The following is a 17157-nucleotide window of genomic DNA, read 5'->3' as shown; positions in this document are numbered from 1 at the left end:
AAAAATAACAGTTAGTACACAAACTAACTGTTATTTTAAATAAAGTCATAATATCATTAAAAATGATATTATGACTTTTTGTTCATATTTTTATGCCTATATAAAAGGCTTTTCATTTTTACTACAAAGATACATTGATAAATTAGTTACCTGTATCTCCTTTTGCCCCATCTGTTGATGGTTTTTCATTTGTATTTTCAGGTGTTCCTCCACCGGTTGATGGATTCTTATCTCCATCATTGGTTGTTCCACTATTTGATGAATCTCCATCTGTTGTTCCGTCTGTTGATGAATTTCCATCCTTATCTCCACTTGTATCACCGGTTGATGGCTTTTTATTCGTATCTCCACTTGTATCACCGGTTGATGGTTTTTTATTCGTATTGCTATTTGTTCCACCTGTTGATGGCTTTTTATCTGTATTGTTACTTGAGCCACCTGTTGATGAATTTCCATCTGTATTTTTAGCTTTTCCATCTGTTGATGATTTTACATCTGTACCTTTAGTTGTTTTATCTGTTGATCCCTTTGAATCATTAGATTGTTTTGTAGCCTTAGTTTCTACACTTGGTGTTTTCGTATTAGTATCAGCAGGTTTTCCTTTAAAATAAAATCTTGCTACAACACCAACAATTACAACTAAAATAACTGATGCAGCGATTATCATTACTTTTTTATTTTTGCCAAGCTTATTGTTTTTATTTGTTATTTCTCTATTTCTTTCATTTATTGTTTCATCTTTTTTTGTTACATCAGAAATTATCTCTTTTATATTTTTAGGTATATTAGTAAATATTGAAAATATCCCTTTTCGTTCTTCAGAGCTTACTTCTTTAAACTTTTCAGGTGATCTAATTATAACAGCAGGTTTATTATTCACTCCATGCTGATTTTCTACATATACAGTAACTGAAAACTCATCATCCTTACTCAAAAAAGGTATACATACATCTAAAATATTATCTTCTATTGAAGAATCAAATTTTAAGCCCTTTGTTATTTTAGCATCTGTAATTTTTAAGTTACTTTGTGGGCTTTGTACATGTAAAGTTATATCATGAATTATTTTATTTGATACATTTCTAACAGTTATAATGTATGCATTAAATTTTTTATTATTTATATCTATAGGTATACCTTTTCCTATATTGCATAGTATTCTAGGTGCCAAATTTCTATAATGATCTAATAGTAACCCAGATATAAATGATATTATTATAGTTACAATTGCAGTTTTAATAACATTTATCATATTAATTCTCGCTTCCTTATTACTTCCATTATGTAATTCAATTATAAAGTAGATAGATATTTGTGTCAAACTTAAAAATTGGAACCAAGTTTTCTATTATCTACAGTATTTTCCTTATATTCAGACTAGGCAAAGCATTAGTTTAAAGGATTTAGACTTGCATCATGGCTAGCAATCATATACTAATAAAATTCACTGTACCTTAAAAGATTTAAAGATTAATTTTAGCAAGTAACCGTTGCTAATTTATAAAAGACATGGGCTAGTTTCCTCTAAAAAACTAGCCTGTTCTTTTAATTTAACTTATTCTTAAATAGCCTAAATAATTAAATTTTTTATACTTAATCCTAAATTCCTTTCTACATTGGTCTATCTGGTGCATCTATTTGAATCAATGTTAACTGACCACCTGGATATTTTCCATTGTTAGTAACCTTGTAATCATCATGATTGTGCATTGGATAAAATTGTGGAAAGAACTGATTGTTTGGATCTCTATGACACTGATTACATATTTCTATATAATTTATTAGTTGTGGATTATCACAGTTTACTGGTTCTTCTGGAATATTAAAAATAGCATTCTTATCAATATTATAAATCCCCTTAATCTGCTTACAAAGAGAATTGAAACCATCTTGCCCTTTTACAATATACCTTCTGTATAAATCTCTCTTATCGTCCGCAGTAATAATTAAGTCATAGGTTTCTCCAGACCCTATTGTATTAGTAAAACCCATTTCTGTTAGTTTATGATTAATGTGTTTAGAATTTTTACTAAGAGCTAGGAATGGGCTTAAATGACTATCTTTTCCAACCACCATAAAATGCCAACCATGAATATGCCATGGAACCACTTGATAACCCATATTAATCATTCGAAGTAGGAACTTTTCATTGGTTTTCACATGAACATAAGATTCATAGTTAATTTGAGTAAGATTTGGATTACTATTATCAGGTGGAGTTAAAGGATGTGGAAGAAGTGTATCAGGAAAAGCTCTTCCATTAACTAGCCAAAAATCCGGTTTAAAATCTACTGGATTAAAAGGAGGAGGTGGAGGATCCTGATTCTGGTTCTCAACGTTTTTATGCCACCTTGAATCTATATCAGATAAAAGCATTACATATTCTTTATCAAAATAGCTGTTAATATTATTATAAGCAAAATTTCGATTTGTAGCAGTTTTAGGAATATGGCATAGTTCTTCACCATATAGTTTCCAACGTCCACATTCATCACATTTTGTAATTCCATTTTCAGCCAAACTTTCCATAGAAGGATATATAACCAATGCCACATACATTCCCATTTGAATGTGCTCAGAAGCTTCTACATGACAGTGATACATTAAAGTTCCTGGATCTTCCGGATGAAAAAAATAGGTTGCAGTAGGTGGTGCTTTAAGCGGTTGATTTTCTTCTTTTTCCCACATAGGAACACCAAATGAACTTTCAGGGAAACCATCTAGCTGAGTAGCAACGTGGGCGCCATGCATGTGCACAGTATGAAAATCTTTAAGCTCAGGAAGATGTTTCATTCCAATATTAATAAGCGTAATATATATATGATCACCTACTTCTCCCCAAATCATAGGAGAAGGAATAGTAGCTTCACCTTTCTTCATAAAAATTGTGTCCCAATTAGCTGGATCTGTATAATCTAGATATTTATTTTCTTCTATTGTTATTCCATCTACTTCTAAAAGCCCACCTGTAAATCCAAAGATATAAACATCTTCTCTATCTGTAGTACATAAAACATCATCTTTGGGTAGACTTATTAATCCATCTGTAGCTAATAAAACATAATGTCTAATACTCATTTTATCATCCCCTAGTATTCTATATTATTTTCATTTGATTACTTTATTATATGCTGTTGATAATAAAAAGTTATATTGTGTAACAAAGATTTATTATATAAGTGAGCTGGGTTTATTAACTTTCTAACCCATAGGCTTAGATTAGTGCATTCCTCTGTAAGCATTCTTCCTTGTATTAAAGAATAGAAAATAAAAGACCCACAGCAACACTATAATTAGTATTGTGGTGGGTTTCATGGTGGAGGTGAGTCGTAACCTTTGAAATCCTCTACTCCATTTTAAACTACTATAATTAATTATCATATTTAGCTAAAAACTCTCGAGTTTCTTTCTCAATTTCTTGTGATTTTGTATAGTAAATATAATGACGGCCTTCCAAAACACAATATTTAAATTTGCTATAATCTTTAAATTCACTTAAGTTTTTATTTATTATTTTTGTGTATTTTTCATTATTTATATCCTTAATATATTTGATTGCAACAAATTTAAATATGGGTAAGTCCTTTGGCATTTTGCTTTTATTCACTGTTTCACAATTTTTCAATATCATATCAACTTCATTTTCCATAGTTTTATTAAATGGGTTTTTAACTCCCACCTTAACTAACTTCTTTTTATCACTTTCCGAAAAACAATTTTCATTTTTATAAATACTGTTATAGTATATTCTATCTATTCCTAAAAGATTTCCCAGAGTAGATAAAATCAATTGTTTTTTACCCATAGATAAATCAACTTTATCTGAATCCTCTAAGCATGCCTTAACTAAGGTTGTATCTAGCATAATTATTGCATCAACTTCATCTGGATAAGTTGATGCATAGTACTGAGCATATACCCCTGATATTGAGTGAGGCATAAGTATATATGGGCCCCTTATCTTTGCTTTCTTTAATGCCATTCTAGTTTCGTCAATAATATTTTCTACAGTTCGTTCCTCGGAAGTTTCTTCACTGAAGCCGTACCCAAAAGGTTCTACAACTACTACTTTAAAATCCTTTTTCAGTTCATTAATTAAAGGCTTAAAATCAATTGAAGGTGCTATGCTTCCTAATCCCGGCATTAAAACAATTGTTTTCTTTCCATGGCCCTCAGAATATACATGCATTTTTTTACCATCAACATTCACTAATATCCCTAAAGGCTTAACCTCATTCCTTTCTAAATATTTTCGGACTTGGCCTACTATAGAAATAATTATTAGCAATGCTAATATCACAATAAGAATGTTTCTTAATATTTTTATTATTTTTTTAAGCATTATTATCACCTTCTTCATAAACCATATTCACATAATTATTACTAATAAAAATATAGAATAAAATCATTGTTATTGAATATAATCCTAAAGAAATTATTAACTGAAGATTAAAAGAAAAATTCATTACTTGTTCTAACATTTTCATAGCAATAATGCTGTGTAATATTGCTGTACTACAAGGTAAAATAAATGAGATTGCAACTTGCACATATACAGATTTTTTTATTTCTTCTTTACTCATTCCTACTTTCTTCAATGTTATATACTGTTCTTTATCCATAAATGCATCCTTTAATATTTTAAAATATATTGTACTAAAGGTTGATAGTATAAATATTATAGACATTACCATCCCAAGGAAATGAAATATTTCCATTGCATAATAATCCCATGTATATTCATTAATAGGTGGATATACTTTGCCTTGATGTATGAGTTTCTTTATATCTAAGATTAATTGTTTTGAATCTATCTTCTTGCTTATTTGAACACAATTTAATGATATCTCATTAAAACCTTTCTTTACCTTTTCATATTCACTATCTTCTAATACGTATATATTTTTTGTTCCTAATTTATCTATAATTCCAGTGAAGGGAACTTCTTCTTGTGTTTTTATAACAAACTCTTTATCATTTATTTCCATTTCTTTTTCTACAACATTAAAGGTCGATGATAATGTTGTTGCACTTGCTATAAAAACAGCTTCTTTTCCCTTTGGTTCAATATTATCTTTTACTTTATAATGTAAAAATTCTAAGTTCTTTTTTAATGCTGAATAGCTTATTATTATGGCTTCACGATTGTAATCTACTTTTTTATGGTAGTCTTTATACTTAACCTTTCCTAAAAAAAATTTATTTTCATTAATTCCAATTAGCTGATGATTAGATTGTTTAATTATCTCTACTACTTTTTCTTTTGATTTTTCATCATCACTTTCATAGCTAAAACTATATGGAGATTGTTTAATAGCTTCTCTTTTGGCAACTTCATTAAAAGATAAGCTTGCTCCAAAGGCTGTTATAGCTGCTGCACATAATATTGCAGTCATAGCTAAATTTCGATAATTCCCCTTTAGTCTAAAATACACATTAGAAATGCTTACTAACATAACATTTTTGTATACCAGCTTTTTATTTTTAATTATCTTATTAAGAACTATAGACATGAAACTTCCAAAGAAAAGATAAGTTCCAGCTGAAACACATACTAGCGCTGTCACAGATGAAATCATCAAATCTAACTCCCATCTTTTAATCATAACGCCAACTATGTATCCAGCTAAAATTAATAGAACCCCTAAAATCCCTTTAAAATATCTTAGCCTTGGAAGATCTTCTTTTCTCTTTGCAGCATTAATCATATCTATAAGTTTACTTTTTTTTATTACTCTATATTTTCTATAACCTATTACTACGAAAATACATGAGAATACTAAAATGACTGTAAAAATGGAATCTAATGAAATTTTGAAAGGTATTTCTACATTTAAAAAGATGGATTTTGCTAAAAGCATAAAAAATAATTTAGATAAAATTATTCCAAATACAAGTCCACTAAATATGGAAACAACTCCAAGGAATAAACTTTCTATTGCAAATACTTGTCCAATTTTTGATTGAGTAACTCCCATTAACATATACAAGGCAGTCTCTTTTTGCCTATTTAATAAGAAAAACCTATCTGCATTAAATATAAAATATATTACTGTGCATACTAAAATAAAACCACAGGAAATACTTGCTACACTTGCTGCCTGAAATCTTTCGCTTACAGAAATAAATGCTTCATTATTTTCGATTGCTAAAAAGTTATAAAAAGCTGCAACAGAAACAATTGTAATAAGCAAATAAAGTTTATATATCTTTATATTATCCTTAAAAAGCTTAAATGATAGTTTAAATGAGTTCATTGCTTTCTCCTCCCATCACTGCTATCATATTAAGAATCTTTTTAAACATCTCACTTTTATTCCCGCTGCTATATAACTCACCACTTATACTCCCATCCTTTAAAAACATTATTCTATCTGCATAACTTGCAGCCCTGGCATCATGAGTTACCATAACAATTGTGGTATTATAATTTTTATTAATATTTGTAAAACACTCAAGAACTTCTACAGATGATTTAGAATCTAAAGCACCAGTTGGTTCATCTGCAAAAATTACCTTTGGAGATGTAATTAATGCTCTACAAATTGCTGCTCTTTGCTTTTGCCCTCCTGATAATTGATAAGGATACTTATCTAGATGTTTTTCTATTCCTAAGAGCTTTGTTAGTTTATTGATCCTTTCCAGTATTATCTCTAGCTTCTCACTATTTAGCGTTAGGGGTAGTGCAATATTATCTCTTATTGTCATACTATCTAACAAATTAAAATCTTGAAAAACAAAACCTATTACATCTCTTCTAAACTTAGCTAATTCATATTCTTTTAGACTACTTACATCTTTATTATCAATTATAACTTTCCCAGAAGTTGCTTTATCTATTGTTGACATGATATTTAAAAATGTGGTCTTTCCTGACCCTGAAGGTCCCATTATACTGATGAATTCTCCCTCATTAATTTCTAAATCTATTCCCTTTAATACCTTATGTTTATTAGTTACCCTTCCATAATCCTTAATTAATTTTGATGCCTCTATTATTTTTTTCATAAATTATCACCTCATATCTATAGTATAATTTTCACCTAAACATTCTTCCATCTATCCAGGTTACAAATTAGATGCTATTGTGACATTGGTGTAACATTAAAGTAATCTGCTAACTTGTAAAAACTTAAAACAAATTCAGTGTACTCTCCCTCTTCACTTTCTACCTTCAAATCTATATTTAAGTTATTACACATCTTTTTTGCATAATATAAACCAATACCAGTTGATTTAGTTCTTATCCTTCCATTCTTTCCAGTAAATCCTTTGTTGAATATTCTATTTATATCTTCCTCTGGAATACCAATTCCATTATCTTTGATGTGCAGATAATAAGCTTTACTATCCTCTTTACTAAAGATATATAGTTGTCCATTTTCATTAGTGTACTTGCTGCTATTATTAATAATTTGAGAAATTATATAGTAAATCCACTTTCTATCACTTATTATGCTAAACTCTTCAACTTCTAATATTATTTCAATGTTTTTGTTTATGAAGAACTCTGCATTTTCTTTTATTGCCTTTTTAATTTCATCTTTTACTGATACCTGCTCGCTTTTTATATCTAAATTATAATTGTTTGCCCTTGTAACATACAGAACTTGATTTACACTAAACTCCATTTGTTTCATTGCAGAAATTATCTTTTGGGATTGCTCCTCTTCAAAGTTTTCTAATAATAGATAAATAACAGCAATATTAATTTTAATATCATGAACCCATTTTGTAATATAATCTTCGAAATCATTTATATTGTTTTTTAAGCTTTCTTCCTTCTCTAAATGCTCCAGCTTTTGCTTTTCCAGCATATTTGAAAATACACTTAAATGAAAATCCTTTATTTTATTATCTAATTCATCGCTACATTTTAAAATGTTACTGTATTTATTCGTTTCTTTTATGAAACCATAGATAAAAGCTATAAGTACTGTTAATAAAATAAGTATATCCATATACACAATATCTTGGAAACTCTTATTTATAGTACTGCTACTATATAATATACAATTAAGAATTATGAAAATTATTGAATTGCTTATTAACCATATTTTATTAATCTTAATATAATCCATTATCTTCATCGATACTTTTCTCTCCCTTTAAAAAAAGCCAACTATTTAGAATTTTTATCTAAACAATTGACCTAATATCATAATATTATATATCCAATGCCTTTTTGGGTTACTATTAAATCTTTTATTCCAAATTTCTCTAATCTATTTCTTAATCTATTAATATTAACAGTTAAAGTATTCTCATTAACATATATATCATCATCCCAAAGCTTTTTCATTAGCTTGCTTCTAGAAACTCCTTTTCCCTTATTTTCCATAAGAGTTTTTAAAAGCAACATTTCATTTTTTGTAAGCTCTAAAGATTTTTCATTGTATAAAAGAGTTGCATTATCTAAATTTAATAATAAATCATCACATTTTAATACTTTTGCTTCTTCATTTTTATACTCATATGTCCTTCTTATAATAGCTTGTAATTTTGCAATTAACACCTCTGAGTTAAATGGCTTTTGTATGAAATCATCTCCACCATTATTGATTGCCATTACTATCTCCATATTACTATCCCTTGAAGATACAAATATAATTGGTGTTTTAGATATTTGTCTTATCTTTTTACACCAATAAAATCCATCACAGACTGGGAGATTAATATCCATAAGAACAACGTCAGGCTTATATTTTAAAAAACACTCTATTATTTTTTCAAAGTCTTTACATACATCCACTTCAAATTCCCATTTATTTAGAAGATTACTTAACACTTCACACATGTTTTTATCATCTTCAATTATTAATAATTTATATGTATTATTCATTTTAAAACCCTAACCTATACTAATTTATTGATGTACGTATCTTGTTCTTTTCTCAAGATATTGTTAATTATATCATTTTGGTGTACAAAACAAAAGATAGTTATATTGTAAAATATGAATACAAAAATGGGACTGTCGCACTAAGAATAAATCCTACAATATATTGTGTTAACTTTAAATTTGCAAAACAATATATTGTATGTAAATTTTTTAATGCGACAGCCCCATTAAATCATGTATTTGGACGCACACATGTATGATAATTTTTCAACCAATAATAGATTCTTTTTGTAATGATCTTACATATAGTTGATCCTAATTAGTGGTGGTTCTTTTCAGCAGCTTCTGCATCTGCTTTGGTTACATGAACTGTACCACGTGGATGTTGAGGTGGTGCATAGATAGAATATACTTTAAGTGGTTTATCGCCTGTATTAATAATATTATGCCATGTACCAGCAGGTATCATAATTGCAAAATCATCATAAACTTCTGCTTGAAAATTGGGCCTATCCTTATTGCTTCCCATTTTTACAAGTCCTTGACCTTCTTCAACACGTATAAACTGATCAACATTCGAATGCATTTCTAATCCTATATCATCACCAACATTAATGCTCATCAAGGTAACTTGTAGGTGGTTTCCTGTCCATAAAGCGGTACGAAAAGTATCATTTTGCTTAGTAGCTTCATCTATATCAACTACAAAAGGCTGTGGTCCATAATCCTTTAATTGAATTGCCCTATTGCCCTTTACTGATTGTGGAGAAGCAAATCTTGAACCATACTCCAATTCATCAGTAAAAGGAATATACCTATCATTAAAATTCATAGAAAAATCTGAATCATTATAACTTGGTGTGTTAACAAAGCAAGGACATGAATAAGTGTTATAAGGACTATACATGTCATATGAGTTATACATTGGTATGTCAGCACAATAAGGATATGCATACATCATATAAGTATTATACATATTATTCTCTCCTTTTATAATCTTATAACATTATAGTATGTTCTAAATTTTGGAATTGTGCTTGTATTCATTATAGCTGAACTCCTATTTTCAACAATATACAATAGAGAAGATCATAAAGATAGCAATAATATGCATCTATTTACAAATACTAAAACATGTTCCAAATAATATTATTAAAATCCATGAGGAGAAGGAAAACTTTTTTCAAACTGTAAAAAAGTATGCTTGAAACTGATTTAAAATTCACTTTCAAGCATACCTCTTATTTAATTATAAATTTATCCGATGACTATCTGCTCTAATACTTCCATATTTTACAGATATATTTTTTAAATTATTACCTTTGTACCATCAAATTTTGTAAAGGAAAAACCATGAAATTCCTCGTTATAGGTATTTCTATAATCCTGAAGTAATCCTATTGCTACAGCTTCTCCGAGTTTCATACCTTCTAGACAGTCTGAACGCCAGTGAACACCTGCAAAATCTCGTCCAAGAGCAATATTGGCAGCAAGCTTATTTAATTCTCCTCCTACTTTTAGATCACCCTCAAGATATGGTTCTAACTTAAGCCCGTCGGCACTAGCTACTACTGGATTAGGAATAATATAATCCTCATTGAAAAACGCTTTTAGAATAGTTACCCCCGCTCCAATGTGAGTTGCATGACCAGCAGGATATGCCGGATGAGTTGGGCATCCTTCAGTGTAGGCCATAGGTAGAAGATAGGTTCCATATTTTTTGAATACTATCTCTAATACCTTTGAATCTAATAATTCTGGATTAATAGGATACTTTGCGTCGCCTGTCTTAAGATTTTGTACGTATCCCCCAAATTCTTCGGGCCTTAATCTTCGATGCACCAAAAACTTTTGCAACCAGGCCGCTTCAAGGGCCATCCTGGATACACGAGTCATAAAATCTAAAACATGTGCGGTACCAAAGGTAGCAAATCCCTCCTGGGTTTTTGAAAATAAATAGGGATTACTCAAAGATAGAGCTTCCTGCCCAAAATCTAGTAATATCGAACAAGCCGTTAGTGACGCCTGAATGCTATTGTCTTTATGGACATATTGACCAAGATCTCTACCATTACTAATATATCGAGGTACTGGGTCAAGTTTTAATATTGAAGATGGTGCCTGTCCATTCTGTATATTAAGCCATTCATTATATGAAGCCATATAATCGATTTTTTCTACAGGTACAATATATTTCTGTGTTATAGTTTTTGCCCCAAAGGGAATATCCTTTAGGAGGAACTGTGAAACATATGGTCCTTCCAAAGTGTCAGGTATATTACTACGGAAGAGTGTTTCTGTGGTGACTTTACATTTGCACTTAGGACCGTCAAAAACCGAAAACTTTGATAAATCTTCAGCTGCAGCCTTAGTTTCAGGGCTGGTATCATAATCTACAAAAGGGACATCACGAGTTAAAGCCATCCAATAGTCTTCAGCCATTTCACTTGCTTCTATGGCACTGGAAAAACTCGGAGCCGGTGCTATAGTAAGATGATGAGAATCAGGTCCCACCATCTCATACGCATAGGCAGCCTGAGGGTCAACAAACTTTCTAGTTCCTCCTAGTGGTATTAACTCAAATTTTTCGGGATTTCCAGTGTTTAATGTGCTTATCCAAATGTTATAGGCCTCTAAATTTACCTCTCCTAACAAATTATGAGGTAACGCCTTTGTATAATTTCCAATCTTATTTGCATATAAAATCTCATCGTCATTACATCTTTGGCCCTCAAGAATCAAATTCTTCTGAAATAAATCAGACTGAATTCGCTTTTCAAAAGCCTCAATGCGCCTCTGTTCAGGTGTCAAAGGCCCAATCTCGCACTGATCTATTATTGTATTATATTTAGGGCATACGGGCTTAGTAATACAAACTTTATCTTCGCCTTCATTCTTTTCTCTATTTTTATCTTGCTTTTCTTCCACCTTAATCACTCCTACTATTTAATCAAAACTTTATTATATTCAAATTTAAATATACTATCTAAATCAATTCTTCAGTGTATTATATGTACCGAGTGATTAAATTTCTATTCTTAATCTCAAATATTATATAATTTAATTACTATAGTTTTAATTAATACATTACTTAAAAAAATCCACGACATTTCTGTCGTAGATTTTTTGGTAGAGGCGAAGCATGCTCTTAACCCCTATTACTATAAACAAACATTTAATTGCTGTTCAATCAAAATATTTACAACCTCTCTCTACACTAAATATATTTAATACATATTTCTATAGATTGGTGCTTAACATAATTTTTTCTTTTTAAAATTCATATTTTAGTTGTTCAAGGACTTCAACAATTGAATTGTACTTTCCTGTTGCTTGAGAACTTGCGAAAATATTGCTTGGGCTACTTGCTGGAGAATGCTATATTTGGTATAATTCATCATTTCCTTTGCCATGTCGGCATCCCTAATTCTTGATTCTGCTTCTGTCAAATTAATTATTGTATTTTCTAAATAATTAATTCTATGCTCTAACACATTTGATGATGCTCCTAGACTTGACCTAAAAGATGAAGTTTTATTTATAGCATCATCAAAGACTTTTATAGCTGCTGACGCTTTTCCTGGAGTAGAAACATCCACCCCATAATTATCCTTATCCCCTTTTATACCTAAAGCTGCAGAATTCATGTTTCGAAATTTCACTCCAAAAGATTGACCTTCATTAGCACCAATTTGAAGCTTTACTTCTCCTTGATCTACTGCATTAGCATTTAAAACCTTGATGGTGTTAAATTCCGTACCCTTTGCAATATCATCAATTCCTTTTGTCAACTCGTTAATTTCATCTTGAATATTCTTTAAATCTTCCGGAGAATTTGTACCATTAGCCGCTTGTACTGCTAATTCTCTCATTCTTTGAAGCATAGATTGAATTTCATTAACTCCGCCTTCTGCAACTTGTATCATAGAAATACCATCTTGAGCATTCCTTGATGCCATTTCTAAACCTCTTATCTGTGCCCTCATCTTTTCTGATATTGCAAGTCCTGCTGGATCATCAGCTGCCCTATTGATCCTCATGCCCGAAGCAAGCCTTTCCATGGCTTTTCCAGCTAAAGAACCATTTATCATAATATTTCTATATGCAATCATAGCATTCACATTATGATTAATTATCATAACAATATCCCCTCTCATGATATTACAAACTGCATATTCACATATGTCAACTATTTTTATTATATCATAATGTTTACATTTATCCCATAATACATATAAAAGTCTAAAAATAGTGCTTAACGCTAAAAAATCCTTAAGTTTCTTTAAATTTTTACTTATTTGAAAACTTGTAAAATATTTTTCTCAATCAATTTTCTATTATTGTTTCACAATAGTACAATAATTCTTTACCATCATTAAAAAATATAGATACTGATGGATATATATTACAGGATTTAGTAAATTTCTATCACCTGAATACAGAATTGGTACTTTGACAGCATCATATTCAATACTAAATAGGCTAATAGCTGCTAAATGTCTGATCTTAGAAGTCCATTATTAACTCAAGAAGCATTATTACCTTTTGTTCAATTGGATTTTATGAAGAAACATTTTAAAACTTTTATATAAACTTACTAAGACATACTGAATTTTTAAATATTATAATTATTTTCCCTTAAAATTTATCTACCTTGTTAAATTTGTAATATATATCCTGCAAAAATTTCATCCCTTTGGATAAATAAGAGTTGCAAATTTCATCTGCTTGTTTTTTCAAACCATTATTATAAAACATTGTTACTAGCATCCTTATTTCATCTTCATATCTAGGATATATTTCATTTTCAATCATTACTAAATAAATATCTGCAACCTTATTAGGTTCTTTTATTCCATGTTTTAATAATCCTTTAATAATCCAATATGTTTCATAATTGTGTCTACAATTCTTAATATATTTTTTAACCCACATAACTACATCTTCATCTAAAACATCTATAAAGTAAATCCATTGACATAATTCAAATAGCAATTTTTGAGCTTCTTCATATTCAGAATTGTTTTCTAACACTAGAATAAGCTTTACCCATAATTCTTTTATTCTCAATTTTATATTAGTATCAATATTTTCATTCTTTGATGTTAATATAAACTCTATTACATATTCTAAACTTTTTATCTCTTGCTTATCCAATAATTTAACTATTAAGCTTGTCTTTTCTTCTAATGATTCTTCTCCATTTAAATATCCAATACATACATGTTTTATCAGTCTTTCATTTATACCCTTATCATTAAAATTAGTTTTTAAACCTTTTTCATAGTGATTGTGCTCTTTCATCAATATATATATATCTAAATAAAATCTACTATACCCTAAATAACTCTCCATTGTAGCTTTCCAGTATTCTTCTAACTTTTTATCAAATATTCTATCTATATTTTGTACTACCCATTGCTCGTCCAAATACATTAGTTGTGGTAAATACATTCCTAAAACTGCTGAATAATTTAAAGATGTCTCTTTTTCTTTATCTAAATTATGCGTGAACAATTCTTTTACATCATTTTCCCATTTAATTTCTTCATTTGAAAATTTAACTTTTGCTACTTTTAAAGAATATTTAACTAATGCAATATAACAGTTTCCTCTTATCGTATTAAGTGCACTTGTAATATAATCACTACAAACTACATCTTCTTCTTTTACATTTTCAAGTATTTTAATTAAAATATATTTAATTTTCTTTAAAACCTTATCATAATACAAATTATCTATTTTTAACAAATAATCATCCATAAACCTTATTAAGGATATCAAACTTGATTTTATACAATCATTTTCTGAGTTTAAATTTATATAAAATTTTTCTGATAACTTTTCTAAAAAATCTAACATTCTTTCAATGTATACACTGTTATTTCCTAAATCTATTTTATTAAATGCGCTTATAACTGCATCTTGATATATAATAGGTATATCTAGATAATCATTTAAGTTATTTATTTCTTTTGAGAAATTATGAATTATATACTTTTCAAAAGTTTCTGCTAGACCTTCTTCACTAGGTTCTTCAAAATCGTTACTTCCTTTGAATTCATTTAAAAATTTACATATTTGTTCCACCGTCATTTTTTCTAAATCTTGAACTTTTAATGGACTAATATAATTAAAATCTTTTACTATAACTTTATGCATTTCTTCGGGATGCTCTATTGGCGTTGGATTTATTTTGTTATATTTATTATATAAACTAATTACTTTCTCATTTTTTGAATTTAATAATGGATATATAAATTCTTTTTTATTATATGCTATACCTATTTTTTTCATTTCTTCATCATTCTTGTGATTTTCTGGAATAAAGTATGTTTTATTTTCTATCCAATATAAAATTTTATCTATTTCACTATTATTAAATATTTCAGATTTATCTTCTAATAATCTATAAATTTCATATTTAGATTCATAATCTTCTAAAGGATTTTTCTCTAAGCCCCAAAAGATATCTTTTAGTTTTTCATAATGATAACTTATAATATGTATAGCTAATCTTCTATAAATTGCATAATTGCTATTTATCCTTGCTTTAATTTCTTCACTTATTTCTTTTGGTGAACAATATTGAAGCATATCTCTTGTAAAATTAATCAATTCCTTTTCATAAGTTATTCCTAATCCATCATCATCATTTTCAATAGAACCAGTGTGATTAATTAAATAACAAATATAAGACTCTTTATCATTTTTAATAATGCTTTGTATTTTATCTAATCCAATATTAGCTGCATCAAAAGGATATTCTTTACCTATTGTATCTTTATTTTTATTCAGTATTTGTTGAAGCCAATATATATCTATTTTTCCATAGCTATGTCGATTATCGCTAGGATTAATCTCTAATATGTTGTCCAACAACTTAAGCATTTGTTTCTTATTTAATATGTTTGCTAATTCATATTTAGCTAATGTACCTTCTAAAAATCCATTATTCCACTTAGATTTGAGTGCTGTTATTATAAAATCTATGTATTTATCCTTTATCTTATCTTGAGGTAAGTTCATAATAATCTTAATGATTATTTTATCAGTACGCCAGTTTTCTATTCTATTTTTTTCATCATCTTCATAATCAATAATTTCATCTATTATTTCTATTAATAATTTAGTAATATCCGTATCTTCATTTTTCTTATTTTTATCTGATACATTAAATAAAAAATCTAATACATTCCACTTATCTTCAATAGGTTTAGGATTCTTATTTGGCAAAAAATATCCTTGCTTTTTTAACTCTTCAAACCATAAATTAGATTTATCTGTTTCTGCTAACTGATTGAAAAATTCATCTTGTAATGATTTATTGTTTTTAATTTTTTGCAATACATTTTCTACATTTTTCTCATTGAAATTCTCTACACATTCCTTTATATATTTGAAAGATTGCTGTAAGACAATACTTAAAACATTTATATCTTTTCTCCACTTTTTGATAACTTCATATAATTGATCATATCCTAATGTATCTTTAGCATAAGGTACAATATTAATTCCTAGTTTTTTATAATAAAACTGCTCATATTCACAAATATTTTCTTCTCCTTTAAAATAAGGTACTAATGCATAATGTTTAGGCAGTTTGCCCTCTCCATCATAAAATTTTGTTACAAGAAAATCTAATATTTCAAACTCTGCTAACCCATATCCTATAAATAGAATTATATATCTACTTGAAATTTCTTTCATAAAGTCATTGAATTCTTTGGTATTGTATCGTTTAATATATTCATCTACCCTAAAAACCAAAGATTCTCTAACCTTTATAGAACCGTGTATATGATAAAGTTTCTCTTTATTTAATTTATCTTTATCTAAATCCTCTATTTTATATTTTATATTTCCAGGCAAAAATTTATTGTCAAAATGCTCATCTGCATTTGTTGTTATATACAATGCATTAAAATCTGAAATCTCATCATATATATTTTTATTTTCTATCTTTTGTTGATCTCCCTCTAATGCCTTTTCCATTTTTTCATAGAAAAGTTTTTTTTTATTATTAAAGTCTAAAATACCATAGCACATAGTTATAACTTTTTTTTGATCATTCATATAACCTATTGTCTCTTTTTCCTTAAAGTTAATGTACCCATTTTCAAAACAACAATTTACTAATTCACTTGCTAATCTATCCCATCCCCAACAGCCTAATAATCTTGAAACTCCAGCACCTATAAAAACTGCTAATTTTTTATCATTTACAGCTTGTATAATTCCATCTGGAATTTGAGGAATTTCAGGTATATCAAAAATTTTACATTTTGCCATAAAACATATCCCCCATTTTTAAT

11 protein-coding genes are annotated in these 17157 nt (G+C 28.6%); all 11 read right to left on the bottom strand.

Going from position 1 to position 17157, the window contains the following annotated elements:
* Positions 1-142: 142 nt before the first annotated feature.
* Positions 143-1252 carry a membrane protein gene (locus tag ACYUDJ_RS04350; RefSeq protein WP_043031003.1) on the bottom strand — a complete coding sequence of 370 codons (1110 nt, stop codon included), beginning with the start codon at positions 1250-1252 and terminating at the stop codon, positions 143-145.
* A 359-nt stretch (positions 1253-1611) separates the two neighbouring features.
* The gene (locus ACYUDJ_RS04345; RefSeq protein WP_460289526.1) at positions 1612-3078 is read right to left on the bottom strand and encodes a multicopper oxidase domain-containing protein; all 1467 of its coding nucleotides are present in this window, start codon (positions 3076-3078) and stop codon (positions 1612-1614) included.
* Between the two features lie 292 nt (positions 3079-3370).
* On the bottom strand, positions 3371-4342 hold the full coding sequence (locus ACYUDJ_RS04340; RefSeq protein WP_043030999.1) for an alpha/beta fold hydrolase: 972 nt from the start codon (positions 4340-4342) through the stop codon (positions 3371-3373).
* Complete coding sequence (locus ACYUDJ_RS04335) at positions 4335-6257, bottom strand: FtsX-like permease family protein (RefSeq protein WP_043030997.1); 1923 nt, start codon at positions 6255-6257, stop codon at positions 4335-4337. The genes ACYUDJ_RS04340 and ACYUDJ_RS04335 overlap by 8 nt, the downstream gene beginning before the upstream one ends.
* Positions 6244-7008 carry an ABC transporter ATP-binding protein gene (locus ACYUDJ_RS04330; RefSeq protein ID WP_043030994.1) on the bottom strand — a complete coding sequence of 255 codons (765 nt, stop codon included), beginning with the start codon at positions 7006-7008 and terminating at the stop codon, positions 6244-6246. The genes ACYUDJ_RS04335 and ACYUDJ_RS04330 overlap by 14 nt, the downstream gene beginning before the upstream one ends.
* Before the next feature lie 74 nt (positions 7009-7082).
* Complete coding sequence (locus ACYUDJ_RS04325; RefSeq protein ID WP_043030993.1) at positions 7083-8090, bottom strand: sensor histidine kinase; 1008 nt, start codon at positions 8088-8090, stop codon at positions 7083-7085.
* Positions 8091-8158: 68 nt separating this feature from the next.
* Complete coding sequence (locus ACYUDJ_RS04320) at positions 8159-8842, bottom strand: response regulator transcription factor (RefSeq protein WP_043030991.1); 684 nt, start codon at positions 8840-8842, stop codon at positions 8159-8161.
* Between the two features lie 319 nt (positions 8843-9161).
* Positions 9162-9818, bottom strand: a complete 657-nt coding sequence (locus tag ACYUDJ_RS04315; RefSeq protein ID WP_043030989.1) for a cupin domain-containing protein — start codon at positions 9816-9818, stop codon at positions 9162-9164.
* Between the two features lie 332 nt (positions 9819-10150).
* Entirely contained in the window at positions 10151-11770 is a 1620-nt protein-coding gene (locus ACYUDJ_RS04310; RefSeq protein ID WP_043030987.1) for a vanadium-dependent haloperoxidase, read from the bottom strand.
* A gap of 359 nt (positions 11771-12129) precedes the next feature.
* Positions 12130-12981 (bottom strand): flagellin N-terminal helical domain-containing protein, encoded by an 852-nt coding sequence (locus ACYUDJ_RS04305; protein WP_043030985.1) that lies wholly within the window; start codon positions 12979-12981, stop codon positions 12130-12132.
* 499 nt (positions 12982-13480) lie between these two features.
* The gene (locus ACYUDJ_RS04300) at positions 13481-17134 is read right to left on the bottom strand and encodes an SIR2 family protein (RefSeq protein WP_043030983.1); all 3654 of its coding nucleotides are present in this window, start codon (positions 17132-17134) and stop codon (positions 13481-13483) included.
* Positions 17135-17157 lie beyond the last annotated feature (23 nt).

This window comes from Clostridium sp. CTA-6 (genome assembly GCF_054768115.1).
Note: the sequence above shows the minus strand (reverse complement) of the source record. Positions and strands in the feature narration are given on the sequence as shown.